Origin of the sequence: Saccharopolyspora rosea, assembly GCF_025643595.1 — a bacterium.
Taxonomy (GTDB): Bacteria; Actinomycetota; Actinomycetes; order Mycobacteriales; family Pseudonocardiaceae; genus Saccharopolyspora; species Saccharopolyspora rosea.
Genome location: NZ_CP102826.1, coordinates 6,397,894 through 6,423,721 on the forward strand (window position 1 = coordinate 6,397,894; position 25,828 = coordinate 6,423,721).

General features: G+C 70.6%; 24 protein-coding genes. 5 read left to right on the forward strand and 19 right to left on the reverse strand.

All coding sequences use genetic code 11. The annotated features are described in order from the left end of the window. The first annotated feature begins 67 nt into the window (after nucleotides 1–67). On the forward strand, nucleotides 68–1,288 hold the full coding sequence (locus NV263_RS29805; protein WP_263250145.1) for an MFS transporter: 1,221 nt from the start codon (nucleotides 68–70) through the stop codon (nucleotides 1,286–1,288). Nucleotides 1,289–1,339: 51 nt separating this feature from the next. On the opposite strand, the gene clpB is transcribed toward NV263_RS29805, so the two are convergent. From clpB to NV263_RS29835, 6 genes are all read right to left on the reverse strand, one after another. Further along, a complete protein-coding gene (gene clpB / locus NV263_RS29810) occupies nucleotides 1,340–3,922 on the reverse strand; it encodes an ATP-dependent chaperone ClpB (RefSeq protein WP_263250146.1) in 2,583 nt (860 codons plus the stop codon). A 191-nt stretch (nucleotides 3,923–4,113) separates the two neighbouring features. Continuing rightward, a complete protein-coding gene (locus tag NV263_RS29815) occupies nucleotides 4,114–4,974 on the reverse strand; it encodes a YceI family protein (protein ID WP_263250147.1) in 861 nt (286 codons plus the stop codon). A gap of 22 nt (nucleotides 4,975–4,996) precedes the next feature. Beyond that, a complete protein-coding gene (locus NV263_RS29820; RefSeq protein ID WP_397545610.1) occupies nucleotides 4,997–7,588 on the reverse strand; it encodes an MFS transporter in 2,592 nt (863 codons plus the stop codon). After that, entirely contained in the window at nucleotides 7,585–8,076 is a 492-nt protein-coding gene (locus tag NV263_RS29825) for a MarR family winged helix-turn-helix transcriptional regulator (RefSeq protein WP_263250148.1), read from the reverse strand. Before NV263_RS29825 ends, NV263_RS29820 begins: the two co-directional genes overlap by 4 nt. 150 nt (nucleotides 8,077–8,226) lie before the next feature. Continuing rightward, nucleotides 8,227–8,724: a MarR family winged helix-turn-helix transcriptional regulator gene (locus NV263_RS29830; RefSeq protein WP_263250149.1), complete on the reverse strand. Its 498-nt coding sequence runs from the start codon at nucleotides 8,722–8,724 to the stop codon at nucleotides 8,227–8,229. A 79-nt stretch (nucleotides 8,725–8,803) separates the two neighbouring features. Continuing rightward, nucleotides 8,804–9,577: a pyridoxamine 5'-phosphate oxidase family protein gene (locus NV263_RS29835; RefSeq protein ID WP_263250150.1), complete on the reverse strand. Its 774-nt coding sequence runs from the start codon at nucleotides 9,575–9,577 to the stop codon at nucleotides 8,804–8,806. A 300-nt stretch (nucleotides 9,578–9,877) separates the two neighbouring features. Here NV263_RS29835 and NV263_RS29840 point away from each other — a divergent pair, with 300 nt between their 5' ends. Next, nucleotides 9,878–10,981: an FAD-binding oxidoreductase gene (locus NV263_RS29840; RefSeq protein WP_263254429.1), complete on the forward strand. Its 1,104-nt coding sequence runs from the start codon at nucleotides 9,878–9,880 to the stop codon at nucleotides 10,979–10,981. 301 nt (nucleotides 10,982–11,282) lie between these two features. Here NV263_RS29840 and NV263_RS29845 read toward each other — a convergent pair whose 3' ends face one another. The 6 genes from NV263_RS29845 to NV263_RS29870 form a co-directional block, all read right to left on the reverse strand. After that, on the reverse strand, nucleotides 11,283–11,744 hold the full coding sequence (locus NV263_RS29845) for a heat shock protein transcriptional repressor HspR (protein WP_317630379.1): 462 nt from the start codon (nucleotides 11,742–11,744) through the stop codon (nucleotides 11,283–11,285). A 2-nt stretch (nucleotides 11,745–11,746) separates the two neighbouring features. Next, complete coding sequence (gene dnaJ, locus NV263_RS29850; RefSeq protein WP_263250151.1) at nucleotides 11,747–12,910, reverse strand: molecular chaperone DnaJ; 1,164 nt, start codon at nucleotides 12,908–12,910, stop codon at nucleotides 11,747–11,749. A gap of 25 nt (nucleotides 12,911–12,935) precedes the next feature. Further along, a complete protein-coding gene (grpE, locus tag NV263_RS29855; RefSeq protein WP_263250152.1) occupies nucleotides 12,936–13,616 on the reverse strand; it encodes a nucleotide exchange factor GrpE in 681 nt (226 codons plus the stop codon). Nucleotides 13,617–13,633: 17 nt separating this feature from the next. Continuing rightward, nucleotides 13,634–15,508: a molecular chaperone DnaK gene (gene dnaK / locus NV263_RS29860; RefSeq protein WP_263250153.1), complete on the reverse strand. Its 1,875-nt coding sequence runs from the start codon at nucleotides 15,506–15,508 to the stop codon at nucleotides 13,634–13,636. Nucleotides 15,509–15,797: 289 nt separating this feature from the next. Continuing rightward, on the reverse strand, nucleotides 15,798–16,571 hold the full coding sequence (locus tag NV263_RS29865) for a DUF4097 family beta strand repeat-containing protein (RefSeq protein WP_263250154.1): 774 nt from the start codon (nucleotides 16,569–16,571) through the stop codon (nucleotides 15,798–15,800). 95 nt (nucleotides 16,572–16,666) lie between these two features. After that, nucleotides 16,667–17,188 carry an O-acetyl-ADP-ribose deacetylase gene (locus tag NV263_RS29870; protein ID WP_263250155.1) on the reverse strand — a complete coding sequence of 174 codons (522 nt, stop codon included), beginning with the start codon at nucleotides 17,186–17,188 and terminating at the stop codon, nucleotides 16,667–16,669. Between the two features lie 110 nt (nucleotides 17,189–17,298). Here NV263_RS29870 and NV263_RS29875 point away from each other — a divergent pair, with 110 nt between their 5' ends. After that, nucleotides 17,299–18,027 carry a DUF4232 domain-containing protein gene (locus NV263_RS29875; RefSeq protein WP_263250156.1) on the forward strand — a complete coding sequence of 243 codons (729 nt, stop codon included), beginning with the start codon at nucleotides 17,299–17,301 and terminating at the stop codon, nucleotides 18,025–18,027. Here the strand turns inward: NV263_RS29875 and NV263_RS29880 are convergent. The 3 genes from NV263_RS29880 to NV263_RS29890 form a co-directional block, all read right to left on the reverse strand. Continuing rightward, nucleotides 18,020–18,598: a TetR/AcrR family transcriptional regulator gene (locus tag NV263_RS29880; RefSeq protein WP_263250157.1), complete on the reverse strand. Its 579-nt coding sequence runs from the start codon at nucleotides 18,596–18,598 to the stop codon at nucleotides 18,020–18,022. The genes NV263_RS29875 and NV263_RS29880 overlap by 8 nt on opposite strands. Continuing rightward, nucleotides 18,595–18,918, reverse strand: coding sequence for a DMT family transporter (locus NV263_RS29885; protein ID WP_263250158.1), 324 nt, complete (start codon nucleotides 18,916–18,918; stop codon nucleotides 18,595–18,597). Before NV263_RS29885 ends, NV263_RS29880 begins: the two co-directional genes overlap by 4 nt. Nucleotides 18,919–19,005: 87 nt before the next feature. Continuing rightward, nucleotides 19,006–19,413 (reverse strand): DUF1707 SHOCT-like domain-containing protein, encoded by a 408-nt coding sequence (locus tag NV263_RS29890; protein WP_263250159.1) that lies wholly within the window; start codon nucleotides 19,411–19,413, stop codon nucleotides 19,006–19,008. Nucleotides 19,414–19,838: 425 nt separating this feature from the next. On the opposite strand from NV263_RS29890, the gene NV263_RS29895 reads away from it, so the two are divergent. Further along, nucleotides 19,839–22,073, forward strand: coding sequence for a (Fe-S)-binding protein (locus NV263_RS29895; RefSeq protein ID WP_263250160.1), 2,235 nt, complete (start codon nucleotides 19,839–19,841; stop codon nucleotides 22,071–22,073). Between the two features lie 87 nt (nucleotides 22,074–22,160). On the opposite strand, the gene NV263_RS29900 is transcribed toward NV263_RS29895, so the two are convergent. Together NV263_RS29900 and NV263_RS29905 are read right to left on the reverse strand one after the other, a co-directional pair. Then, nucleotides 22,161–22,358, reverse strand: a complete 198-nt coding sequence (locus NV263_RS29900) for a DUF397 domain-containing protein (protein ID WP_263250161.1) — start codon at nucleotides 22,356–22,358, stop codon at nucleotides 22,161–22,163. A 14-nt stretch (nucleotides 22,359–22,372) separates the two neighbouring features. After that, a complete protein-coding gene (locus NV263_RS29905) occupies nucleotides 22,373–23,206 on the reverse strand; it encodes a helix-turn-helix domain-containing protein (RefSeq protein WP_263250162.1) in 834 nt (277 codons plus the stop codon). Nucleotides 23,207–23,343: 137 nt separating this feature from the next. Between NV263_RS29905 and NV263_RS29910 the strand changes: the two genes are divergently transcribed. Continuing rightward, on the forward strand, nucleotides 23,344–23,553 hold the full coding sequence (locus NV263_RS29910; protein ID WP_263250163.1) for a hypothetical protein: 210 nt from the start codon (nucleotides 23,344–23,346) through the stop codon (nucleotides 23,551–23,553). A 61-nt stretch (nucleotides 23,554–23,614) separates the two neighbouring features. Here NV263_RS29910 and NV263_RS29915 read toward each other — a convergent pair whose 3' ends face one another. Then, nucleotides 23,615–25,024: a sugar porter family MFS transporter gene (locus NV263_RS29915; protein WP_263250164.1), complete on the reverse strand. Its 1,410-nt coding sequence runs from the start codon at nucleotides 25,022–25,024 to the stop codon at nucleotides 23,615–23,617. Nucleotides 25,025–25,188: 164 nt separating this feature from the next. Beyond that, nucleotides 25,189–25,770, reverse strand: a complete 582-nt coding sequence (gene dcd / locus NV263_RS29920) for a dCTP deaminase (RefSeq protein WP_263250165.1) — start codon at nucleotides 25,768–25,770, stop codon at nucleotides 25,189–25,191. Between the last annotated feature and the right edge of the window lie 58 nt (nucleotides 25,771–25,828).

Below are 25,828 nucleotides of genomic sequence, written 5' to 3' on the forward strand. Positions count from 1 at the left end.
CGGAATGGCGCGTTCCGCCCCGTGGTTCCATCGGAACGGAATGATCCGTTCCGCTCGGAGGAGATCCATGCCCGTCCCCGAACTCGTCCGGCCCGCGCCACCGCCGACGCGGCCCGGACTCGCGTTGCCCCGACCCGCGGCGTTCGCCTGCACCGGAGTGCTGCTGGGCCTGTTCCTGGTCGGCTCCACCACGCCGTCCCCGATGTACGCCCTCTACCAGCAGCGCTGGCACTTCAGCGCCATCGTGCTCACCGAGGTGTTCGCGGTGTACGCGGTCGCGATCCTGGCCGCGCTGCTGCTGTTCGGGTCGCTGTCCGACCACGTCGGGCGACGACCGGTGCTGCTGGCCGCGGTGGTCGTGGAGATCGTCGCGATGGCGGCGCTCGGGTTCGCCCCGAACGTCGGCTGGCTGTTCGCCGGCCGCGTTCTGCAGGGCCTGGCCACCGGCGTCGCGACCAGCGCGATCAGCGGTGCGCTGCTGGACTTCCAGCCGCCCGGCAGCAACCGCGGGCCGCTGGTCAACGGCGTCGCCTCGGGCGTGGGGATGGCGGTCGGTTCGGTGCTGGCCGGGGCGCTCGTGCAGTACGCGCCGGGGCCGACGCTGACCAGCTACCTGGTGCTGATCGCCGCGTTCGCGCTGTCGCTGCTCGGGGTGCTGGCGATGCCCGAACCCGTGCCGCACCGCAGGCCGCTGCGGGACGCGCTGCGGCCGCAGCGCCCGACCGTCCCGGCGGGACGCGGCCGGACGTTCGCGCTGCTGGCGACCACGATGCTCGCCTCCTGGACGGTCGGCGGGATGTTCATGTCGCTCGGACCGTCGGTCGCCAAGGGGCTCGTGGCGGACGCTCCCTACGTGGTCGGCGGGCTGACCGTCGCCGCGCTCGCGGGCGTCGGCGGCATCACGCAGCTGGTGCTGTCGTCCTGGTCCGGACGGCGCGCGGTGCGCGTCGCGGCGCCGCTGATGATCGCCGGGCTGGCCGGGGTCGCGGCGTCGGTGCTGGTCGGCTCGGCGGCGGTGTTCTTCGCCGCCGCGGTGGTCCTGGGCGTCGGCTGGGGGCTGATGTTCATGGGCGGTTTCCGCATGCTGACCGGTCTGGCGACGCCGGAGCACCGGGCCGGCACGTCGGCGATGATCTACGTCGTCGCCTACCTGTCGGCGAGCGTGCCCAGCGTCGCCCTGGGCACCGTGAGCACGGTCTTCGGTCTCACCGCGGCAACTCTGGCCTTCGCGATCACCGCCGCGGCCTTCTCCCTCGTCGCCGCACTGGCGACCCTCGGCCACCGCTGACGTGCACGACCGCGGTGCCGCGCGGGAACCGGCCGCGCGGCACCGCGGATCTCACTCGGCTTCGACGGTGAGGGACTCGTTGTCGTCGGTGGCGTCGACGCGGATCTTGTCGCCCTCGCGGATCTCGCCCGCCAGCAGCTTGCGGGCCAGCTGGTCGCCGATGGCCGACTGGACCAGGCGGCGCAGCGGGCGGGCGCCGTAGACCGGGTCGAACCCGTTGAGCGCCAACCAGTCCCGGGCCGCCGGCTGCACGTCGAGGCTGAGCCGGCGCTGCGCCAGCCGCTGCCCGAGCCGGTCCACCTGGATGTCCACGATGGACGTCAGTTCCTCTGTGGACAGCGCGTGGAACACCACCGTGTCGTCCAGCCGGTTCAGGAACTCCGGCTTGAAGTGCTGCCGCACCACCGACATGACCGCGTCGTCGCGCTGCTGCTCGGTCAGGTTCGGGTCCGCGATCGCCTGCGAGCCCAGGTTCGACGTCAGCACCAGGATGGTGTTGCGGAAGTCCACCGTGCGGCCGTGGCCGTCGGTGAGCCGCCCGTCGTCGAGCACCTGCAACAACACGTCGAAGACGTCCGAGTGCGCCTTCTCCACCTCGTCGAACAGCACCACCGAGTAGGGCCTCCGCCGGACCGCCTCGGTGAGCTGACCGCCCTGGTCGTAGCCGACGTAACCGGGCGGGGCACCGACCAGCCGGGCCACCGCGTGCTTCTCGGCGTACTCGCTCATGTCGATGCGGATCATCGCCCGCTCGTCGTCGAACAGGAACTCCGCGAGCGCCTTGGCCAGCTCGGTCTTGCCGACCCCGGTCGGGCCCAGGAACAGGAACGAGCCGGTCGGCCGGTCCGGGTCGGAGATCCCGGCGCGGGAGCGCCGCACCGCGTCGGAGACCGCGCGCACCGCCTCGGCCTGGCCGACCACGCGGGAGCCGAGCGCGTCCTCCATGCGCAGCAGCTTCGCGGTCTCGCCCTCCAGCAGGCGACCCGCCGGGATGCCGGTCCAGGAGCTGACCACGTCGGCGACGTCGTCGGGCGTGACCTCCTCCTGGAGCATCGCCTTGCGCTCGCTCTGGGCCTCGGTGGCCGCGGTGAGTTCCTTCTCCAGCCGCGGGATCCGGCCGTAGCGCAGTTCCGCGGCCTTGCCGAGGTCGCCGTCGCGCTCGGCGCGCTCGGACTCGCCGCGCAGCTGCTCCAGCTGCGTCTTCAGGTCGCGGACCTTGTCGATGGACTCCTTCTCGTTCTGCCAGCGCGCGGTCAGCTCGGAGAGCTTCTCGCGGCGGTCGGCGAGTTCGGCCCGCAGCGCGGCGAGGCGCTCCAGGGACGCCGGATCGTCCTCCTTGGACAGCGCCATCTCCTCGATCTCCAGCCGCCGCACGGCGCGTTCCACCTCGTCGATCTCCACCGGGCGGGAGTCGATCTCCATGCGCAGCCGGGACGCCGCCTCGTCGACCAGGTCGATCGCCTTGTCCGGCAGGAAGCGGGCGGTGATGTAGCGGTCGGACAGCGTGGCGGCGGCGACCAGCGCGCCGTCGGTGATCCGCACGCCGTGGTGCACCTCGTAGCGCTCCTTGAGGCCGCGCAGGATCGCGACGGTGTCCTCCGGGCTCGGCTCGCCGACCATGACCTGCTGGAAGCGGCGTTCCAGCGCGGCGTCGGTCTCGATGTGCTCGCGGTACTCGTCCAGCGTCGTCGCACCGACCATGCGCAGTTCGCCGCGGGCCAGCATCGGCTTGATCATGTTGCCCGCGTCCATCGCGCCCTCGCCGGTGGCACCCGCGCCGACGATGGTGTGCAGCTCGTCGATGAACGTGATGATCTGCCCGGCGGAGTCGGTGATCTCCTTGAGCACCGCCTTGAGCCGTTCCTCGAACTCACCGCGGTACTTCGCACCGGCGACCATCGAACCGAGGTCCAGCGCCACGACCCGCTTGCCGCGCAACGACTCCGGGACGTCACCGGCGACGATGCGCTGCGCCAGGCCCTCCACGATGGCCGTCTTGCCGACACCGGGTTCGCCGATCAGCACGGGGTTGTTCTTGGTGCGCCGGGACAGCACCTGCACGACGCGGCGGATCTCGGCGTCGCGGCCGATCACCGGGTCCAGGTCGCCCTTGCGGGCGCGCTCGGTGAGGTCCTGGCCGTACTTCTGCAGGGCCTGGTAGGTGCCCTCGGGGTCCGGGCTGGTCACCCGCGCGGAGCCGCGGACCTTGGCGAACGCCTCGCGCAGCGCCTCCGGGGTGGCGCCCTGCCCGCGCAGCAGGTCGGCGACCCGCCCGCCCTCGGCGGCCAGGCCGACCAGCAGGTGCTCGGTGGACACGTACTCATCGCCCATCTCGGTGGCCAACTGCTGGGCGTGCGTGAGCGCCTTGACCGCCTCGCGGTCCAGTTGCGGGCTGGACACCGTGGCCCCGGTGGCGGTCGGCAGGGCGTTGACGACCCGCTCCAGCTCCCGGCGGACCTCGGCCGGGTCGGCGCCGACCGCGGACAGCAGCGGCGCGGTCAGCCCGTCCCCCTGCGCGAGCAGCGCGCCGAGCAGGTGGGCGGGGGTGACGTCCGGATTCCCGGCGACCGTGGCGGCCTGCGCCGCCGAGGAGATCGCCTGCTGGGTCTTGGTTGTCGGGTTGAACGCGTCCATTCCTCACCTCGTCGCCGGACGTGCCTTCTCACCCATACCAACGTGAAGAAACTTGAGCCGGTTCCACTCAAGTATGCCCCACGGCGCAACTGTGCGCGCGATCACATGCGGCAGTGGCCGCGGACCCCCGAAGTCCGCGGCCACTGCCTTCCCCGTCGCGGGACGCCCCGAACGTCCCGCGTCCTCCCCGGTCAGTCCTCCCGGACCGCCTGGATGTCGATCTCGACCTTGAGCGTCGTGCCGATCGCGGCGATGCCGGTCTTGAGCGCCTGGTTGTAGTTCAGCGCGAAGTCCTCCCGGCGCAGCTGCGTCGTCGCCGACGCGGACGCGCGGGTGCCGCCCCACGGGTCCGGGCCGACGCCGAGGAACCGCGTGTCCAGCACCACCGGGCGGGTCTGCCCGCACAGCGTCAGCTCGCCCTCCAGGTCCCAGCGGTCACCGCTGCGCTGGCGCAGCCCGGTGGACCGGAAGGTGATCGCCGGGTGGCGCTCGACGTCCAGGAAGTCGGCGTTGCGCAGGTGGTCGTCGCGCATCTGGTTCGCGGTGTCGATGCTCGCCGCCGCGATCGACACGTCGACCGCGGAGGACTCGATCGGACTGCCGATGCGCACCTCGCCGGAGAACTCGTTGAACCGGCCGTGGATGCTGCTGATGCCCAGGTGCCGCGCGGTGACCTGCACCGAGGAGTGCACCGGGTCGATGCGCCACAGGCCGGGCGCGGGCAGGTCGTCACCGCCCACCCTGCGCAGTTCGACGTCGCCGAGCGGGGCGGCGGCCCCGTCGTGCACCAGCGTGGTGCGAGCTACGGGCTCGTAACCGACGGCCGTGACGATCGCGGTGTAGGCACCGGGACGCAGTCCGGAGGCGACCACCGAGCCCTGGGCGTCGCCCTGCACCCGGGCGGCCTGCGTCCCGGTGCCGTCGATGAGCGTGAGCACGGCTTCCGGCACCGGCCATCCGTCCCCGGCGCGCACCGTCGCGGTCACCGCCCCGGTTCCCTTGCCCGGCGCACCCGCCTGCTGCGTCACGGCCTGCTGCCGGCCGTGGTCCATGTCCAACATCCCCTTCGCGTGCTCAGTCGGCCTGCGGGTAGCCGAGCTCGACGTCGTGGCTGGTCAGTTCGCCGGACAGCCGCAACGAGGTGGCGACCGGCGGGTACCCGGTGGCGATCACGGTGTACTCGCCGTCCGGAAGGTCGGTGAACGCGTAGTTCCCGTCGATGTCGGTGGTGGCCGCGGCGACGACCGCACCGCTGGAGTCCAGCAGCGTGACCCGCGCGTCCGGCACGGCCACGCCCAGGTTCGCCGAGCGGATCACGCCGCTGAGCCGGGTCCCGGTCTGCAGCGGCACGTCCACGGTGGCCTGCTCGCCGTCGGTGACGGTGACCGGGGTGGCGACCGGCCGGTAGCCGGGCGCGGTGACGGTCAGCGCGTAGGAGCCGCCGACCAGGTCGGCGAACAGGTACCGACCGTCGGGGCCGGTCACCGAGGTGGCCACGACCTCGCCGCGGACGTCGGTGAGCACCGCCATCGCCCCGGCCAGGCCCGCGTCCCCGGCGTGCACCACGCCGGTGAGCCGGCCCGCGCCGAGCATCTGCACGTCGTGGCGCACCGGCCGGTCGTTGACCACGACCATCGAGGCGGTCGGCTGGTAGCTGCCGCCGGAGGCGATCAGCACGTACGTGCCGCCGTGGGTGACGCCGAGCTGGAACTGGCCGTCCTGGTCGGTGCGCGCCCGCTCGACCTGGCGGCCGTTGGCGTCGGTCAGCGTCAGCACCACGCCGGGCACCGGCATGCCCACCGAGTCCTGCACCACGCCGTGCACGAACAGACCGCCGTCGCCGGGCAGGCTGCCAGCCAGCTGCGCGTCGTTGGCCGGGTGCGCGGGCACCGGCTCCGACCAGGGCGAGGAGTCGCGATCCACAGAGTTGTCCACAGGTCCTCCGGAGGCCGTGACCGGCCGGTGACTATCCGCGACGGTCCGCGCGGCGCCGGTCGCGGCGAGGTTGTCCACAGGCCGAGCGGAGTTGTCCACAGGTTGCTCGTGCGCGGCCACGGACGCCGCCCCCCTTTCCTCGCTGCCGGCCACCCGGGTCCGCAGCGGCACTTCCTTGATGAACAGCACCGCGAGGAACGTGACCACCGCGATGCAGGCGGAGATGAAGAAGATGTCCCCGATCGCGTCACCGTATGCGGCGCGCACGATCTGCTGGACGGGACCCGGCAGGTGCGTGACGTCCAGTCCGGTGCTGCTCGAACCGCCCCCGCTGACCTGCTGCGCGGCGCCGGGGATTCCGGACAGGCCGGACATGATGTAGTCGGTCACCCGGGTGGCCAGCACGGCGCCGAGCACCGACACGCCGGCCGAGCCGCCCAGCGTCCGGAAGAACGTGACCACCGAGGTCACCGAACCCATGTTCCGGCCGGTGACCGAGTTCTGGACCGCCAGCACCAGGTTCTGCATCAGCATGCCGACGCCGATGCCCATCAGCGCCAGGTAGACGCCGACCAGCACCAGGTTCGTCCGGTGGTCCATGGTGCTCAGCAGCGCCATGCCCGCGATCAGCAGCACCGAGCCGCCCACCAGGAACGGCTTGATCTTGCCGGTCACCCTGGAGATGATCTGCCCCGAGATGGTCGAGGACAGGAACAGCCCGATGACCATCGGCAGCGTCATCAGACCCGCGTGCGTGGGCGTGTAGCCCCGCGAGATCTGGAAGTACTGGCCGAGGAACACCGCCCCGCCGAACATCGCGGTGCCGACCGCCACGGTGCCGATCACGGCCAGCGTGACCGTCGGGTTGCGGAACATCGACAGCGGCACGATCGGCTCGCTGTGCTTCGACTCGATGATCACCGCGATGAGCAGCGCGACCAATCCGCCGCCCACGAACGCCGCGGTCTCCGGCGACGCCCACGGGAACGACTTGCCCGCCAGCGACACCCACACCAGCAGCAGGCTCACACCACCGACCAGGAACAGCGCGCCGAACCAGTCGATCTTGACCTCGCGCTTGACCACCGGCAGCTTCAGCGTCCGGCCGAGCACGACGAACGCGATCACCGCGATCGGCACGGTGACCCAGAAGCACCAGCGCCAGCCCAGCGGCGAGTCGACGATCAACCCGCCGACCAGCGGTCCGCTCACCGTGGCGACGGCGAAGGTGGCGCCGGTGTAGCCGCTGTAGCGACCGCGGTCGCGCGGCGCGACCATCGCCGCGATGACGACCTGGATCAGCGCCTGCAGGCCGCCCATGCCGATGCCCTGCAGCGCGCGGAACCCGATCAGCATCGGCATCGACTGGGCGAAACCGCCCAGCACCGAGCCGATCGTGAAGATCGTGATCGCCAGCTGGTAGAGCAGCTTCTTGCTGAACAGGTCGGAGAGCTTGCCCCAGATCGGGGTGGACGCGGTGGAGGTCAGCAGCATCGCCGTGACGACCCAGGTGTACTCGCCCTGGGTGCCGTGCAGGTCGGCGACGATGCGCGGTAACGCGTTCGACACGATCGTCGAGCTGAGGATGGCGACCAACAGCGCCAACATCAGGCCCGACATGGCCTCCAGGATCTGTCGATGGGTCATCGGCGATCCCTGCGAGGACTCGTGGCGCCCGTCCCGGTCGGTCGACGCCTCGGGCGCCGTCTCCCGGATGGTCGAGCTGGTCATCGAGTTCCTTCCTTGATCGCGGAGTCGGAGGTGGCGGTCTGGTCCTCGTAATGACGGCGGATGTCCGTCATGGCGGCTCCGAGGAGCCGGGCGAGATCGCGCACTGACTCGTCGTCCCAGTCGGCCAGCGCATCGCTGAGCCACTTCGCCTTCCGGCGTTCTTGCCGAGCCACGGTCCGCTCGCCCTCGGGCGTGGCGCGCAGCAGGGACACCCGCCGGTCGGCGGGGTCCGGGCGTCGGGTGATCAGCCCGGCCTGTTCGAGCTGCCCCAGCTGTCGGCTGACCACGGACGCGTCGACGATCCGGTAGTGGGCCAGCTCGGAGGCCCGGCACTCGCCGCGGTGCACCAGCTCGGTGAGCAGTCCCGCCGCGGCGTAGGGGGCTCCATCGACGTTGAACTGGCCCTTCTGCAATGCGACCTGTTTGAGCCCCATCAACGCGCGCAGCGGACGGAGCAGTTCACCGCAGGTGTCCAGGTTCGGTCCCATGACGCCATCCTTTAGTTGCTACACACAACTATAGGTCTATTAGTTGCAGAAGGCAACTTCTAAGAGACATGTCACATCTGACAGATCGGAAAAGTGATCGCGAACCGCACCGCGACGGGACCCCGCGGCGCGCAGCACCGGCGGGCGGGCTCAGATCATCGCGTTGAGCTTGGCGAGGAGGCGGGCCAGGTCCTTGAGGTCCTGCGTGGACCAGCTGGCGAACTCGCCGTGCAGGTGCTTGCGGCGTTCGGAGCGCACCTGGGCGAGACGTCGGCGCCCCAGTGCGGAGAGCTGGATGCGGCGGGCCCGCCCGTCGTCGGGGTCCGGCACCCGCTCCAGCAGGTCGAGGTCCACCAGCGTGGCGATCTGGCGGCTGACCGTGGACTTGTCCAGCCCCGTGCGGTCGGCGACGTCCATGCCGCGCAGCGGGCCCGCGTCGTCGACCATGAGCAGCAGGCTGTAGGAAGCCGGGTCCAGGTCCGGGTGCACGTGCGCGGCCACGGCGGTCGACACGTTGCGGGCCCGGCGGAACATCATCACCAGTTCGCGCTCGACGGCCTCCGCCGCCGTGCGCCGCTCGACGCCCTCCTCGCGCACGCCGTCGACCGCGCGCGACGCCGCCTCCGGGACCTCTTCCTGTCCGATCACGACGCTCCCACCGCCCCGCTGTCCGTTTCGTCCCACTCTAGGGACGTGGTGGTCCAAAACGGTACTTGCCGCCGGGGCGCTACCGGCGGGACGCCGCCGGTTCGGCCACGTGCCACGGACGCGCCGTGCCCTTCGCGGCGAAGTAGTCACCGCCCTTGCGCCTGGCGTCGTCGGTGCCCCAGCTGCGCTGGCGGGACACCGGCACCATGCGCGGGATGTGCTTGCGGCAGTGCACGTAGGCCTCCTCGACCTGGACCACGACCCAGCGCTGCGGGGTGCGGCCGCGGTCGGGCTCCGCGGGCAGCTCCGGGTAGACCCCGCGCAGGTCGGCGTCCTCGACGATGCGAGCCCGCCCGTTGACGTGCAGTCCGATGAGATCTGTGACGAAGTCCACCAGCAGGATCCCGACGTGCGGGTTCTCACTGATGTTGCCGAGGCTGGCCAGCACGCCGTTGCCGCGGTACTCGGGGTATGCCAGGTGCCGGTCGCCGAGGACCTCGATGAACCCGGGCGGACCGGTCCGCAGGCTGGAGTCGCACTCGCCGCGCGAGTCGGAGGTGGCCACGAACGCCAGCTCCATGCGGCCGATGAACTCCTTCATCGACTCGTTGAGGTGGTCGAGCACTTGCTCGTCGTAGAACCGCCGGGCGCGCTCCTCGGTGCCGTAGGCGCACTGCAGCAGGTGTTCGCCCGACGAACCGGGCAACGGCACGGGGCGCTCTTCCGCGAACGGGTCGCGGGGCGGCGTCCAGGAGTGCTGCCGCAGCGGCTCCGCGGCGGGCGGGTCCGACAGCTCCAGGTCGAGCAGCGCCTCGTCGGCCGTGCCGGTGGGGGTGAGTAGGTCGGGGATCACGCGGGGCACCGTGTCACTTCTCCCTCCCCGATCGCAGCGATGGATACTAGGTTCCCCCGACAGGTCCATGCATTATCTACAACGGGTAGCCGAAAACCACACCACCGAGGAATCAAGGCACACGTGCTGCCGAGCAGGAGTTAGGGTCCACCGGTAGGTCGGGGGACTCTTACCAGTAGCGGTGTGCGCACGGGCACACCGCCGACGCGGAGAAACCTCACCCGAACCATGACTGCCAACGCCGAACCGAGCCCCGGACCGACCCCGCACCGCGAACCGTCCCCCGACGGGGTCAGCAAGATGGTTCGCCTGATCCGCGAGAGCTGGGCGGTGGTCGAGCCGAAGCAGGACGAGGTAGCCCGCTTCTTCTACGGCATGCTGTTCAGCCTGTCGCCGGGCACCCGAGAACTGTTCGCGGCCAACATGGAGGTGCAGCGCAGTCGCCTGCTCAAGGCGTTGGTGCACTTCATCCAGATGGTCGACCAGCCGGACGAGCTGCTGCCCTTCCTGCAGCAGCTCGGCCGCGACCACCGCAAGTTCGGTGTGGTCGCCGACCACTACGAGGCGGTGGGGACCGCGCTGCTGGCCGCGATCAAGCGCTTCGCCGGGGACACCTGGACCGACACCGTGGAGCGCGCCTGGGCCGAGGCGTACACCGTGATGGCCTCCGCGATGACCGAGGCGGCGGCCGCCGACGACGGTCCGGCCTGGTACAACGGCGAAGTCGTCCACCACGAGCGGCTGAGCTGGGACGTCGCCGTGCTCCGCGTCCAGACCGACCACCCGGTGCCCTACCTGCCCGGCCAGTACGTCAGCGTCGAGATCCCGCAGCGCCCCCGGTTCTGGCGGTACCTGACCCCGGCCAACGCACCGGGCGACGACGGGATCATGGAGTTCCACGTCCGGGCGGTCGAGGGCGGCTGGGTCAGCCGGGCGCTGGTCGGCCACGCCCGCCCCGGCGACCAGTGGCGGATCGGCTCCCCGATGGGACGGCTGTCGGTGGACCGCGAGTCGGGCCGCGACGTGCTCATGGTGGCCGGCGGCACCGGGCTCGCCCCGATGCGGGCGATCGTCGACGACCTCGCGCAGTACGGCGAGAACCCGCGCGTGTACCTGTTCTACGGCGGCCGCACCCGCGATGACCTCCACGAACTGGAGAACCTGCAACTGGTCGCGGCGAGCAACCCGTGGCTGACCGTCGTGCCGGTGCTGGAGAACGACTCCGAGGCCGTCGGCGCCGAACAGGGCACGCTCGCCGAGGCGGTCACCCGCTACGGCGCCTGGGAGGACTGGGACGTGCTGATCAGCGGCTCCCCGGGCATGATCCGCGCGACCATCTCCAGCATGCTGGTCGCGGGCACGCCCCTGGACCAGATCAAGTACGACCCGTTCTCGTTGGACTGAGCGCCCGCCCGGCGGCGCCGGCCGCGAGGCCGCTCACCCCGGAAAGGTTTGGCAAGCGGCGACAGCCGCTTGCTCTTCGGTGAGCGGTCTCGCCACCGCCACCGCCGCGGGTTCTCAGCGGTCGGCTAGCGAGGACAGCCCCGACGCCGTGTATCGGACATACATCAGGAGGGGCTTCCGCAGTCGAGACGGCCGCTGAGGTCTCGCCACCGGCACCGCCACGCACAACGAGTTCGAAGACAGGCACTCACGCCGCTCGCCGTGACCGGGTACGAAGCCAGGCGTGCCGGGCGCGGTCGGCTCAGCGCTTGCGGTTCTGCGGTTTCCAGACCACCAGGGCCGTCTCCTGGCGGACCGGGACCAGGTCGCGGCGGTACGAAGCGTGCACCTGGGCGGCCGCTTGCTCGGCGGCCGCGTGCGCCGCGGCGAGTTCCTCGGCGAGTTCCTGGACCTTGGCGCGCAGCGCGTCGACCTGGTTCTCCAGGTCGATGATGCGCTTGATGCCCGCGAGGTTGACGCCTTCCTCCTGGGAGAGGCGTTGCACCTCGCGGAGCAGCGCGATGTCGCGCGGGGAGTAGCGGCGGCCGCCGGCGGGAGTCCGGCCGGGCGACACCAGTCCGAGCCGGTCGTAGCTGCGCAGGGTCTGCGCGTGCAGCCCGGACAGCTGCGCGGCCACCGAGATCACGAACATCGGCGTGTCCTCGTTGGCCCCTGGCGGGAATCCGATCGGCATGCCCGGATCCGGTGTGCGACCTCCGGCCATGGCTACCTCCCGAGCGTCTCGTTCAGGTTCCGGCGCGGATCGTGGTCGGCGGTGGCCTCCGCGTACGCCTGCAGCGCCTCGGCAGCCTTGCCGTCCAGTTTGGACGGAACGACGACCTGCAGGGTCACCAGGAGGTCCCCGCTGGTGCCGTTCTTGCGGCCGACGCCCTTGCCGCGCACCCGGAAGGTCCGGCCGCTGCTGGTGCCCGCCGGGACCTTCAGCGACACCTTCCCGTCCAGCGTCGGCACCGTCAACGTAGTGCCCAGCGCCAGTTCGGGGAAGGTCACCGGGACGGTGAGCGTCAGATCGTCGCCGGAGCGCCCGAACACCTGGTGCGGGTTGACGTGCACCAGCACGTACAGATCACCGGCCGCGGCACCGTTGCGCCCGGGTTCGCCCTGGCCCGCCAGCCGGATGCGCTGGCCGTCCGACACCCCGGCCGGGATGCGCACGGTCAGCGTCCGGGAGCGGGTGCTGACGCCCTCGCCCCGGCACTCCGAGCACGGGTCGTCGACCAGCTTGCCGCGGCCCCGGCAGTCCGGGCACGGCTCGCTGAACGCGAACGCTCCCTGGTTGCGCGTGACCAAACCGGCGCCCGAGCAGGTCGGGCAGCTGCGCGGACGGGTTCCCGGCCGCGCCCCCGAACCGCCGCAGTTGCGGCAGGTCGCCGGGCTGGACAGGCGCAACGGCACGGTGGCGCCGCGCACCGACTCGGTGAAGTCGATGCGCACCTCGGTCTCCACGTCGGCGCCGCGCTTCGGCCGGTTCGCAGCGGCGTGGCCGCCGCGCCGGTTGCCGAACAGGCCGCCGAACAGGTCGCCGAGACCACCGCTCTGGCCGCTGCCGAACAGGTCCCCGATGTCGAAGCCGCCGGATCCGCCGAAACCGCCGAAACCGCCGCCGCCCTGGCCACCGCTGAAGCCGCCCGAGCCGAACAGCCGCCGCGCCTCGTCGTACTGCTTGCGCTTGTCCGGGTCGGACAGCACGCCGTACGCCTCGGACACGGCCTTGAACTTCGACTCGGCCTGGGCGTTGCCCGGGTTGGCGTCGGGGTGGTTCTCCCGCGCCAACTTCCGGTACGCCTTCTTGATCTCCTCGGCGGAGGCATCAGGGGAGACGCCCAGCTCGGCGTAGAAATCCTTGTCCAGCCATTCCCTGGCGCTCACCGGACGTCCCTCCCTTCAACCCTGGTCAACCCTGTTCGGCCGGGGTCTCGTCGGTCCCGGCCGCCGCTGCCGGCTCGTGATCGGTGACCGCGACCATCGCCGGGCGCAGCACCCGGTCGCCGAACCGGTAGCCGCGCCGCAGCACGGTGGTGACGGTCGGTCCGGACACCTCCGGCGAGGTGGTGTGCTGCACCGCCTCGTGCACCGACGGGTCGAACTCGTCGCCCTCCTGGCCGAACGGCTCCAGCCCGGCCGAGTTCAGCGCGCCGACCAGCTTGTCCGCGACCGCCTTGAACGCACCGTTGAGGTCGCCGTGCGCCTCGGCGCGCTCCAGGTCGTCGAGCACGGTGAGCAGGTCACCGGCGACCGACGCCTTGGCCGTGTTGATCACCGCCTCGCGGTCGCGTTCCACCCGCTTGCGGTAGTTCGCGTACTCCGCGGTGACCCGCTTGAGGTCCGCGGTGAGCTCGTCGAGCTGCCTGCGCAGCTCGGCGGTCTCGCCCTGCGGCGCCTGCTCGGTCGGTTCGGCCTGCTCGGCCGGCTGCTCGGGGTGCTCGTCGAGCGTGCCGGACATGCTTTCCGCCACCTGAGGCTCATCTCCGTCCGGAGCAGGGGTCCGGCGCTGGCCGGTCTCGGGGTCGATGCGCCGCCGATCCCGGACCACCACCGGCTCCTGCTCGCCTTCGTTGCGTGTCTCTGGCGACATCTCTGGCCTGTCCGCCGTCACTTCTTCTTCTGGTCCTCGTCGTCGACGATCTCGGCGTCCACGACGTCCTCGGCACCGGCCGAGGCGCTCGCGGAACCAGCGGACTCACCGGCGGCACCAGCGTCGGCGCCAGCACCGGCGGCGTTGGCACCGGCGTCGGCGTACAGCGCCTGGCCCAGCGCCTGCGACTCGGTGGCCAGCTTCTCCACGGCCGACTTGATCGCGGCCACGTCGTCGCCCTTGAGCGCCTCGTTGACCTCGGTGATCGCGGCCTGGACCTTCTCCTTGGCCTCCGACGGCAGCTTCTCGTCGTTGTCCTTGAGGACCTTCTCGGTCTGGTAGACCAGCGTCTCGGCCTGGTTGCGGGCCTCGGCCTCCTCGCGGCGCTTCTTGTCCTCCTCCGCGTGGGCCTCGGCGTCCTTGACCATCCGGTCGATGTCCTCCTTCGGCAGCGCCGAGCCGCCGGTGATGGTCATCGACTGCTCCTTGCCGGTGCCGAGGTCCTTGGCGTTGACGTGCACGATGCCGTTGGCGTCGATGTCGAAGGTGACCTCGATCTGCGGCACGCCGCGCGGCGCCGGCGGGATGCCGGTCAGCTCGAACATGCCGAGCTTCTTGTTGTGCGCGGCGATCTCGCGCTCGCCCTGGAAGACCTGGATCTGCACCGAGGGCTGGTTGTCGTCGGCGGTGGTGAAGGTCTCCGAGCGCTTGGTCGGGATCGTGGTGTTGCGCTCGATGAGCTTGGTCATGATCCCGCCCTTGGTCTCGATGCCCAGCGACAGCGGGGTCACGTCCAGCAGCAGGACGTCCTTGACCTCACCGCGCAGCACACCGGCCTGCAGGCTGGCGCCCACGGCCACGACCTCGTCCGGGTTGACGCCCTTGTTCGGCTCCTTGCCGCCGGTCAGGTCCTTGACCAGGTCGCTGACGGCCGGCATGCGGGTGGAACCACCGACGAGCACCACGTGGTCGATGTCGGCGACCTTGATCCCGGCGTCGCGGATGACCGACTCGAACGGCTTGCGGCAGCGCTCCAGCAGGTCGGAGGTGATCCGCTGGAACTCGGCCCGGGACAGCGTCTCGTCCAGGAACAGCGGGTTCTTGTCCGCGTCGACGGTGATGTAGGGCAGGTTGATGTTGGCGGTCGAGGAGCTGGACAGCTCGATCTTGGCCTTCTCCGCGGCTTCCTTGATCCGCTGCATGGCCATGCGGTCCTTGGTCAGGTCGATGCCGTTGGCCGCCTTGAACTTGTCGACCAGCCACTCGACGATCCGCTCGTCCCAGTCGTCACCACCGAGGTGGTTGTCACCGGAAGTGGCGCGGACCTCGACCACACCCTCGCCGATCTCCAGCAGCGACACGTCGAAGGTGCCGCCACCGAGGTCGAAGACCAGGATGGTCTGCTCCTTCTCGCCCTTGTCCAGGCCGTAGGCCAGCGCGGCGGCGGTGGGCTCGTTGACGATCCGCAGGACGTTCAGCCCGGCGATCTGACCGGCCTCCTTGGTGGCCTGCCGCTGGGCGTCCTCGAAGTAGGCCGGGACGGTGATCACCGCGTCGGTGACCTCCTCGCCCAGGTAGCTCTCCGCGTCCCGCTTGAGCTTCATCAGCACGCGGGCGCTGATCTCCTGCGGCGTGTAGTTCTTGTCGTCGATCTCGACCTTCCAGTCGGTGCCCATGTGGCGCTTGACCGACCGGATGGTGCGGTCGACGTTGGTGACCGCCTGGTTCTTGGCGGGCTGACCGGTGAGGATCTCGCCGTTCTTCGCGAAGGCCACGATGGACGGCGTGGTCCGCGAGCCCTCGGAGTTGGCGATCACCGTCGATTCACCGCCCTCCAGGACGGAAACGACGGAGTTGGTCGTCCCCAGGTCGATGCCGACCGCTCGCGCCATGGATGATTCCTCCAGCTTCTCGCCTGCTGCGCCCAGGGCCGGACAGACCCTTGAGCCTCGTTCACTCAAGTTCTACCCAGCACCCGACCGCGGCGTCAAACCGGGTTGAGCCCGGGTCGCTCAAGCTTTCTGCCTGACCAACGCCTGACCAGCGCGTCGAGTTCCCGCCGAGCCGACGCGACGGTGAGGAAGGCGACACGAGGGGCGGCTCCGCGATCCCGGCTTCCGGGGCGGCGAGAGCGGCGGAGCCGCCGCGGCTCTTCCGGCGAGCGGCCTCGGGGAGGAGCTCTCAGCCCGCGGCGCGGACGCTGGCGGACCCGGAGCCGGTGGAGAGCCGCAGGTGGTGCGGCGAGGCGGGGTCCTGCGGGACGTCGACGGACACGCTGCCGCTGCCGGTGTCGCTGTCCACGCGGTACGGGACGCGGGGCACGTCCAGCTCGATCGAACCGCTGCCGGTGTCGGCGTCGACCGACCGGGGCTCCGCCAGTCCCAGCCGCACGCCCCCGGAGCCGGTGTGCGCGCGCACGTCCCCGCCGCGCAGCTCGCGCCCCTCGACCTGGCCGCTGTCGGTCTCGGCATCGACCGCGCCGGTGATCCGGGTCAGCCGGATGCCGCCCGAACCGGTCCGCACCTCGACCGGTCCGACGACGTCGCGCACGTCGATCGTTCCGGAGCCGACCCTGGCCCGCACCGCGGACATGTTCGTCACGTCCAGCCCGCCCGAGCCGAGCTCCCCCTCGACCGGCAGCCGGGCGGGCAGCGTGACCTCGTAGCGGATGTCGCAGTTCCAGCCGCAGTCGGTGTCCAGCACCAGCGTCCCGTTCTCGATGCGGGACTTGGCGCCGGGATCGGTGGGTCCGTGCGAGATCTGCCGGACCTCGCCGCGGGCCCCGCGCTCGTACCGGATCCGGACGCTGCCCGAGCCGGGTTCGAGCTGGATCCGCTCGACCCCGTCGGCCTGCGTCGTGCGGGTCCGCTCGGTCCCGCCGTCGCCGCAGCCCGCCAGTGCACCCCCGATCAGCACCAGTGCCGCACCGCCGACCGCGAGTCCCGCTCGAACCATCGTCGCCCCCATGCTCCGTGACCTTCGCGGCCCGAAGCTACGCGGCGGCACCCGCCCGGGGCATCCGGGAGATCCCCGATCCGACCCGGACGTGTTCAGCCGCCGAAGACGCGGTCCCGGGCGGCGTGGAAGGCCGCGTAGGACGCGGGGTCGAACAGCACGAAGCGGATCTCCGCCACCCTCGTCGGCGTGTCGCGCACGGTCCGCATCGCGATGTCGGCGGCCTCGTCGAGGGGGTAGCGGTAGACGCCGGTGGAGATGGCCGGGAACGCGACCGCGCGGGCTCCGAGTTCGTCGGCGACGCGCAGCGACTCGCGGAAGCACGAGGCGAGCAGGTGGGAGCGGTCCTCGGACTTCGCGTACGTCGGCCCCACGGTGTGGATCGCCCAGCGGGCCGGGAGGTCGCCCGCGGTGGTGGCGACCGCCTGGCCGGTGGGCAGGCCGTCGGGGTGGCGACCGGCCCGCAGCTCGCGGCACTCGCGCAGGATCGCGGGCCCGCCGCGGCGGTGGATCGCGCCGTCCACGCCACCCCCGCCCAGCAGGGACGAGTTCGCCGCGTTGACCACCACGTCCACGTCCTGCTCGGTGATGTCGCCCTGCACCAGCGTGACCCGCACGACCCCAGTGTTCCGCCGCGCTGGGTGTGATGCAGCGCACACCGATCAACGCGCGGACGCGTGGAACGTCTTCCGGACAGCGAGGCAACAACGCGGGCAGAGGAGTCACCATGATCAGCCACCGGATCCGCAACACCCTGATCGTCGCCGGGACGCTCGCGGTCCTGAGCACCACGGCGTGCACGGCGCACGGGTCCGTGTCGCTGAGCCCGCAGCAGGCGCCGCAGGACGGGACCACGGAGGTCACCTCGTCCGGCGGCGCCGCCGACTCCCCGAGCAGCGGCTCGGACTCGTCGAGCAGCGACTCCGGTTCGTCGAGCACCGGCTCTTCCGCCGCGGGCTCGGCGACGCCCGGTTCGTCCTCGGAGGGCGGGGCCCCCAGCAGCGGCGGGCAGGAGTGCCGCACCGAGGACCTCAAGGTGGCGCTGGGCGAGAGCGACGGCGCCGCCGGGCACATCTACGCGCCCATCCAGTTCACCAACACCAGCTCCCGCACCTGCACGCTGACCTCGGCGCCCGGCGTGTCGTTCGTCGGCGGCGACGACGGGCACCAGATCGGGCAGCCCGCCAAGCGCCAGATCACCGACCGCCCGGTCGTCACGCTGGCGCCCGGGCGGACCGCGTCCGCGCCGTTCGAGTTCAGCACCATCGCGCACATGAACCCGGAGGACTGCGCCGCGCAGCCGGCCCGCGGCCTGCGCATCTACCCGCCGCACAGCACCGAGTCGGTGTTCGTGCCGCTGGGCAGCGGCACGGAGTGCACCACCTACGACGACGAGTCGGCGTTCGACCACGTCGGCGTGGTCCGGGCGGGCGGCGGCAACACCGAGATCAACTGAGTTCGCCCAGGTAGTCGCCGGGCTGCATCAGGTAGCGCAGGGACGGTTCGAGGTCTTCGGCGGTCGGCGGCTCGTCGGCGATGAGGCCCTGCATGAGCAGCCCGTCGATGGCCGCGAGCAGCGCGCGCAGCGCGGGCGGGTCGCCGTCGTTGACGTACCCGGCGGCGACCTCGATCCAGCGGCGCGCGGCGGGGCGCAGCGCGGGTCGGCGGGCGGCAAGCAGGTACAGCTCGTACTCGGCGAGGGTGCGTTCGCGGTGGTCCCGCACCAGCGACGCGAGCAGTTCGGCGACCAGGCGCGGCCACTCCGCGCCGTCCGGTCCGCCCTCGCGGAGCCGGTCGAGTTCGGTGATCAGCTGGTCCACGCTCTCCAGCAGGGTGGCCACCAGCAGGTCGTCGATGCCGGCGAAGTAGTAGGCGATCGAGGCCGGCGCCACGCCCGCCTCCCGCGCGACGTTGCGGTGGCTGATGGCGGAGACGCCGTCGCGGGCGATGACCCGCAGCGTCGCGTCGACGATGGCGCGGCGGCGGCGTTCGCCCTTGGCCCGGCGTCCGTCGGTCGCGGCGGTCAATGCGCACCTCCGAGCTCCAGCGCCACGACGCCGCCGATGATCAGCGCGAGTCCGCCGACCTGCACGGCGGTCATCGACTCGCCGAGGAACACCGCGCCGGCGATGGCGACCAGCGCGACTCCGGCCCCGGCCCAGACCGCGTACACCACGCCGATCGGCAGTCCGAGCTTGAGCACCGCCGACAGGGCGGTGAACGCGGCGGCGTACCCGATGACGACCAGGACCGAGGGGAACGGCTTGCTGAACCCCTCGGACAGCTTCAGCGAGACCGTGCCGAGGACTTCGCTCACGATCGCCAGCGCCAGCACCAGGTACGCCACGAAACCCTCCCGCAAAAGTTGAACGACCGTCCTACTTTTCCAGGGTAGCCCCACCGGCGCCGGACGAACAGGCGACCCGGCGGCGGTTCAGCCGCGCTTGCGCCCGCCGAAGAGCATGTCGGCGAGGATGATCGCGCCCCAGATCGCCAGCACCACGCCGGGCCAGAAGAACTTCAGCTCACCGGAGACGACCGAGGACACGCCCCAGATCGCGACCAGGACGAGCCCGGTGCCCGCCCAGTCCCGCCACTCCTTGACGATCTTGCGGCGGCGCCTGTCCCGCCGGTCGACCTCGGCCGCCCGCACCGGGGCGGGCAGGTCGGCGGTGAGCGGGCGCAGGTCGGCCATCGTCACCGCGGCGTAGGCGGAGCTGAGCCGCTCGTCGTACTCGGACAGCGTCAGCCGGCCCTCGTCCAGCGCGCGGCGGAGCCGTTCGGCCACCGCCTCGCGATCGGCGTCCGAGGCGCGCAGCGCGCCGTCCTCCGGCTCGCCCATCACAACCCCCTCCACCAGCGCGGACACCGCACCGCGGCGCCACGATCGGGCCGATCGTTCGACTCAGCGGACACGTGGCGAAAATCGCACCGGAGATCCCCGGCGCGAACCGCTCGCGGGAGCAGGCGCGGCGGCGGCGAGCACTGCTCGCGCACGTCAGCAGGAATGATCACGGGGTCGCGCAGCACCGACATCTCCACCCCCAGGCCGTCGAACAGCTGCGCGCGCGATCATAGCGCCAGAAGCCGAACAAGTGCACAACTAGTTTTTCGCCCTGGGCTCTTCCAGAATCAGCTTCCGTTCCGCCCTCCACCGCAGAGGAGGCGCCACAGTGGCCACGAAGTGGACGCCCCGACTGGTTACCGACGGGTAACAGGGCGTACGCTCCCCAAACACGGACAACCCTCGAACAGGAGGCCGCGAGCATGGGTGCCCTGCAGCTCGTCCTGGGCCTGATGTGTCTTGCCGTGACGGTGGTCGCGGTGGTTCTGGTCGTCAGGACGGTTCGCCGGATGGTGTCGTCCATCCGGCTCGGACAACCGGACCCGACGAGGAAGGGCCCGTTCGGGGCCCGCTTCGGGAACATGCTCACCGAGATCCTCGGGCACACCCGGATGTTGAAGTGGAGCCACGTCGGGGTGGCGCACTGGTTCGTGATGCTCGGCTTCCTGGGGTTGAGCGTGACGGTGGCCGAGGCGTACGGGGAGGTGTTCGTCCCCGGGTTCGAGTTCCCCTGGCTGGGCTCGTTCGGGCCGTGGAACCTCGTGGTGGAGATCCTCGGGATCACCACGATCCTGGGCGGGTTGTGGCTGATCGCCGTGCGTCAGCTCAACCACCCGCGCCGCGCCGGTCGGGTGTCGCGGTTCCAGGGGTCGAACTTCTGGCAGGCGTACTTCGTCGAGGCCGTGGTGGTGCTCGAAGGCGTGGGCATCATGGGGCTGCGCTCGTTCAAGCACGCCAGTGGTCTGATGGACGCGCCGACCTGGTCCGCGCCGCTCAGCTACGCGCTGGGTGCCGCGTTGCCGCCCAGCACCGCGGCGGTGTCGGTGTTCGCCGCGTTCAAGATCCTGTCGGCGATGATCTGGGTGATCGTGATCGCCTCGAACATCACGATGGGGGTGGCCTGGCACCGGTTCACGGCGTTCTTCAACATCTTCTTCAAGCGCGAGGCCGACGGCGCGGTGGCGTTGGGCGCGGTCAAGCCGATGATGTCCGGCGGCAAGGAGCTGGACTTCGAGGAGGCCGACCCGGACACCGACGTGTTCGGCGCGGGCAAGGTCGAGGACTTCTCCTGGAAGGGCTGGCTGGACTTCACCACCTGCACCGAGTGCGGTCGCTGCCAGTCGCAGTGCCCGGCGTGGAACACCGGCAAGCCGCTGTCGCCGAAGCTGCTGATCACGTCGCTGCGCGAGCACGCCTACGCCAAGGCCCCGTACCTGCTGGCCGGGGGCCGCAAGGACATGGCCGGTGACGAGGTCGGCATCACCGGCGAGGGCGCCGAGGAGAAGCTGGCGAAGATCGACGCGCTGGCGCTGGCCGAGGCCGAGCGGCCGTTGATCGGATCGCCGGAGGAGATGGGGGTCATCGACCCCGACGTGCTGTGGTCGTGCACCTCCTGCGGCGCGTGCGTGGAGCAGTGCCCGGTGGACATCGAGCACGTCGACCACATCGTGGACATGCGCCGGTACCAGGTCATGATCGAGTCGAACTTCCCGACCGAGCTGGGCGGGATGTTCAAGAACCTGGAGAACAAGGGCAATCCGTGGGGCCAGAACGCCAAGGACCGGCTGGCCTGGACCCAGGACCTGGACTTCGAGGTGCCGGTGTTCGACGGCGAACTCGAAGACGACGTCGAGTACCTGTTCTGGGTCGGCTGCGCCGGGGCGTTCGAGGACCGCGCGAAGAAGACCACCCGCGCGGTCGCGGAACTGCTGCACCTGGCCGGGGTCAAGTACGTGGTCCTCGGCCCGGAGGAGACCTGCACCGGTGACCCGGCCCGGCGGGCGGGCAACGAGTTCATCTTCCAGATGCTGGCCCAGCAGAACGTCGAAGTGCTCAACTCGGTGTTCGAGGGCCGCGAGCCCGGCAAGCGCAAGATCGTGGCCACCTGCGCGCACTGCTTCAACAGCCTCGCCAACGAGTACTCCCAGCTCGGCGGGAACTACGAGGTCGTGCACCACACCCAGCTGCTCAACCGGCTGGTCCGCGAGAAGCGGCTGACCCCGGTGGCCCCCATCGCCGAGGACGTCACCTACCACGACCCCTGCTACCTGGGCCGCCACAACAAGGTCTACACGCCGCCCCGCGACCTGGTCGGCGCCTCCGGCGCCAACTTCCGGGAGATGCCCCGGCACGCCGACCGCTCGATGTGCTGCGGCGCGGGCGGCGCCCGGATGTGGATGGAAGAGCGCATCGGCAAGCGCATCAACCTCGACCGCGTCGACGAGGCCCTGGGCACCGCCCCCTCGAAGATCGCCACCGGCTGCCCGTTCTGCCGGGTGATGCTCTCCGACGGCCTCACCACGCGGCAGAGCGACAAGACCGCCTCCGAGTCGGTCGAGGTCGTCGACGTCGCCCAACTCCTGCTGTCGGCGGTCAAGCGCGGCACCGACGGCGCCGAGGACTCCGGCGAGCCGGTCCCGGAAGAGACCAACAGCTGAATCGCCGAGCGCACCAGGAGGGGCGTCCCCACCGGGGCGCCCCTCCTGCGTCATCGGGTCCGGATGCTTTGGATCACCGGGCGCTGCTCACCCGGCCTCGCTCACCCGCGACACGAACGCCGCCCAGGACCGCGCCGGGAAGGCGAGCACCGGACCGTCCGGATCCTTGGAATCCCGCACGGCCACCGCCGGACCGGAGAAGGCGACTTCGACGCAGTTGCCGCCATGCCCGCCCACGCTCCGGCTGCTCTTGCGCCAGACAAGTTCCGGCTGGCTGCTGTCCATCTGCACGAACTCCTTCACATCTCGCGGGCCACGCGGTGGATGAGGTCCACTGACGCGCTCGTGTCCAGCGCCGAGGTCCAGATCTCGTCGAACACCGCCTCGGCCCTACGCACATCGTGCCGCTTTTCCGTGACGGACGAGCCTGCCACGTGCTCCATGTACAGGACATCGGGTTCGTCGCCGGGATACCGCAGCAGGCAGAAAGAGCTTTCCATCCCGCGATGCGCTCCCACGCCGATCGGCAGCACTCGGACTGTCACCGAGGGCAACTCCGCGCGCTCGACGAGCTGGACGAGCTGGCGCCGCATGGTCTCCGCTCCACCAACCGGCCGCCGGAGCGCTGATTCGTCGATGACTGCCGAGTAGTCGAGCGGAGGAACGTCGGTCCCGTTGATCCGCTCCGCTCGCGCCTTTCTGAGCGCGACGGCGTTCTCGATGAACTCGTCGGTGCATCCAGGGTTCCCGCAGCGGAACACGGCCCGCATGTAGTCCGCTGTCTGGAACAGGCCGGGGATGAAAGCGAGTGCGAACTCCCGGACCTCACTGGCTTCGGTCTCCAGATCGGGATACTTCCGATCCTCGATGCCGTAAGCCCGCCACCAGCCGCGTTGCTTCGCGGCCCTGGCGAGGTCGAGCAGGTCCGGGTCGTAGACGTCGTAGAGGTCCATCATCGAGCGGACCTCGTGCACCGACGTCGCGACCTCGCCGGTCTCCTTGCGGCTCAGGGCGCTCGTGGACATGTCGAGTCCGGCCGCCGCCGCTTCCTGCGTCAGGCCGGATGCCTCGCGGAGTTGGCGGATTCTGCGCGCGAGTCGGCGACGACGGAACGTGGGGCTCGTGCGTGCCACCGCAGACCTCCCGACCGGATCCTGATCGATCCATGATCGCAGCGGGAACCCGGAATCGGGATTCCCGCTTCCGGTAGTCCCGATCGCGGAGTCCCATGTGGACACTCGTGCGCACGTCCACATCCGGGAGGAACCGCATGGCAGCGACACTCTTCGGCCTGGCCGCCAAGACCGAGGCCGGTGAGCCCGATCCCGACCGCGTCCGCGTCTGGGGCATGGAGATCCCGGACGGCGCGGTGCTGTTCTGGAAGGAGGGCGAGCGCAGCCAGTTCGCCCTGTTCGACACCGCCGCCGACGCCGAGGCGCGCTTCGGCGCGCTCTTCGACCTCGTCCTGTTCCGGCCGTGACGGGGTCCGACACGCGCGAAGGGCGCCCCCGAACGGGGACGCCCTCGCGTGTCGGGCCTGGTCAGCGACCCATCTCCTCCAGGGAGCGGCCGTTGGTCTCCTTGAGGTAGCGGACCACGAAGACCAGCGAGAGCAGGGCGAACACCGCGTACATGAAGTACGTGGCGGGCAGGTTCCAGTCGCGCAGCGACGGGAAGCTCACGGTGACCAGCCAGTTCGCGATCCAGTTCGTCGCGGTGCCGACGGCCAGGGCGGCGGCGCGGATGCGCGCCGGGAACATCTCGCCCAGCAGCACCCACATCACCACGCCCCAGGATCCGGCGAAGAACAGCACGAACGCGCTCGCCGAGACCAGCGCGACCGCACCCCACTGGAACGGCAGGTGCGCCTCCTCGCCGACGACCTCGGCGAAGCTGAACGCCCAGCCGGTGACGGCCAGCGACACGGCCATGCCGATGGAACCGATCACCAGCAGCGGTTTGCGGCCGATCTTGTCGACCAGCGCGATGGCCACGAAGGTGCCGATGATGTTGACGATCGAGGTGAACAGGCTCAGCAGCAGCGAGTTCTTCTCGTCGATGCCGACGGAGTGCCACAGCGACGAGGAGTAGTAGAAGATCACGTTGATGCCGACGAACTGCTGCAACGCGGCGATCGCCATGCCCACCCACACGATCGGCAGCAGGCCGAACTTGCCGCGCAGGTCGCTCAGCCGCGGCTTGTGCTCGCCACCCAGCGCCTCGCGGATCTCGGCGATCTTGGCGTCGGGGTCACCGGACTCGACGGTCGCCAGCACGGTGCGCGCCCGGTCAACCTTGCCCGCGGCCACCAGGTACCGCGGCGACTCCGGGATCACCGAGGCCACGACCAGGTAGACCACCGCGGGGATCGCGGCCACGCCGAGCATCCACTGCCACGCCTGCAACGGCCCGAGCTGGTCGGAGGCGCTGCCCCCGGCGGCGGCCGCGAGCGCGTAGTTGACCAGCTGCGACACGGCGATGCCGAGCACGATCGCCAACTGCTGCAACGAGGCGAGTCGACCCCGGTAGGCGGCGGGCGCCACTTCGGCGATGTAGGCGGGCGCGATCACCGATGCGATGCCGATGGCGATCCCGCCCACGACGCGCCAGATCGCCAGGTCCCAGATCGCGAACGGCACGGCCGAGGTGACGGCGCTGATGATGAACAGGACGGCCGCCAGCTGCATGACCCGGATGCGCCCGATCCGGTCGGCCAGCCCGCCGGCGATCCCCGCGCCCACGGCCGAGCCGAGCAGCGCCGACGACACGGTCAACCCGGTTATCGCGGAGCCGACGTTGAAGTGCTGCTGGATGGCGTCGACACCGCCGTTGATGACCGAGGTGTCGTAACCGAACAGGAACCCGCCGAGAGCCGCGGCCCCGGCGATCATCACCACGTGCCCCAGGTGTTCGGTGGCGGCTCCCGAGGCACGCGTCTGTGAAACGGACATCGAGTTCTCCTGCCGCCCGCTCGCCGATCCGCCCCTTTGCGTGATCGTTTCAGCTGCGCCGGGCCTCGACACCGTAAAATCTGAACTCTTCTTTCACTTACACGATTCAGGGTGAGAAACATCACCCGATAACCGTGCGAACGGCGGTTGTCACGCCAGGTGCATCAGCGACGCGTGTCGGTCCGCTTGAAGTTGAGGTACGCGCGCGACGGCGTCGGCCCCCGCTGACCCTGGTACCGCGAACCCGCCTGCGTGGAGCCGTACGGGTGGTCGGCCGGGCTGGACAGCCGGAACAGGCACAGCTGCCCGATCTTCATCCCGGGCCACAACGTGATCGGCAGGTTGGCCACATTGGACAGCTCCAACGTGATGTGCCCGGTGAAGCCGGGATCGATGAACCCGGCGGTCGAGTGCGTGAGCAACCCGAGCCGCCCCAGCGACGACTTGCCCTCCAACCGACCGGCCAGGTCCTCGGGCAGTCGCACCGACTCGAACGTCGACCCGAGCACGAACTCGCCGGGGTGCAGCACGAACGGGTCGTCGTCCGGCGTCTCCACCAGCGAGGTCAACTCGTCCTGCTGCTGCGACGGGTCGATGTGCGTGTACTTCGTGTTGTCGAAGACGCGGAAGAACCGGTCCAGTCGAACGTCGATGCTCGACGGCTGGATCATCGCGGCATCGAACGGATCGAGCTCCAGACGCCCCTCGTCGAGCTCTTTGCGCAGGTCCCGGTCACTCAGCAACACGGGCAACAGCCTATCGACCGCCCCACCCGCGATCTTCGACGGCCACCGTGCTAGAGTG

Bases quoted from the DNA above. Each gene is read 5' to 3' on its own strand.
- NV263_RS29805 (WP_263250145.1), top strand. From the start codon at position 68: ATGCCCGTCCCCGAACTCGTCCGGCCCGCGCCACCGCCGACGCGGCCC.
- clpB (WP_263250146.1), bottom strand. From the start codon at position 3,922: ATGGACGCGTTCAACCCGACAACCAAGACCCAGCAGGCGATCTCCTCG.
- NV263_RS29815 (WP_263250147.1), bottom strand. From the start codon at position 4,974: ATGGACCACGGCCGGCAGCAGGCCGTGACGCAGCAGGCGGGTGCGCCG.
- NV263_RS29820 (WP_397545610.1), bottom strand. From the start codon at position 7,588: ATGACCAGCTCGACCATCCGGGAGACGGCGCCCGAGGCGTCGACCGAC.
- NV263_RS29825 (WP_263250148.1), bottom strand. From the start codon at position 8,076: ATGGGACCGAACCTGGACACCTGCGGTGAACTGCTCCGTCCGCTGCGC.
- NV263_RS29840 (WP_263254429.1), top strand. From the start codon at position 9,878: ATGGTTCGCCTGATCCGCGAGAGCTGGGCGGTGGTCGAGCCGAAGCAG.
- NV263_RS29845 (WP_317630379.1), bottom strand. From the start codon at position 11,744: ATGGCCGGAGGTCGCACACCGGATCCGGGCATGCCGATCGGATTCCCG.
- grpE (WP_263250152.1), bottom strand. From the start codon at position 13,616: ATGTCGCCAGAGACACGCAACGAAGGCGAGCAGGAGCCGGTGGTGGTC.
- dnaK (WP_263250153.1), bottom strand. From the start codon at position 15,508: ATGGCGCGAGCGGTCGGCATCGACCTGGGGACGACCAACTCCGTCGTT.
- NV263_RS29865 (WP_263250154.1), bottom strand. From the start codon at position 16,571: ATGGTTCGAGCGGGACTCGCGGTCGGCGGTGCGGCACTGGTGCTGATC.
- NV263_RS29875 (WP_263250156.1), top strand. From the start codon at position 17,299: ATGATCAGCCACCGGATCCGCAACACCCTGATCGTCGCCGGGACGCTC.
- NV263_RS29890 (WP_263250159.1), bottom strand. From the start codon at position 19,413: ATGGGCGAGCCGGAGGACGGCGCGCTGCGCGCCTCGGACGCCGATCGC.
- NV263_RS29895 (WP_263250160.1), top strand. From the start codon at position 19,839: ATGGGTGCCCTGCAGCTCGTCCTGGGCCTGATGTGTCTTGCCGTGACG.
- NV263_RS29900 (WP_263250161.1), bottom strand. From the start codon at position 22,358: ATGGACAGCAGCCAGCCGGAACTTGTCTGGCGCAAGAGCAGCCGGAGC.
- NV263_RS29910 (WP_263250163.1), top strand. From the start codon at position 23,344: ATGGCAGCGACACTCTTCGGCCTGGCCGCCAAGACCGAGGCCGGTGAG.
- NV263_RS29915 (WP_263250164.1), bottom strand. From the start codon at position 25,024: ATGTCCGTTTCACAGACGCGTGCCTCGGGAGCCGCCACCGAACACCTG.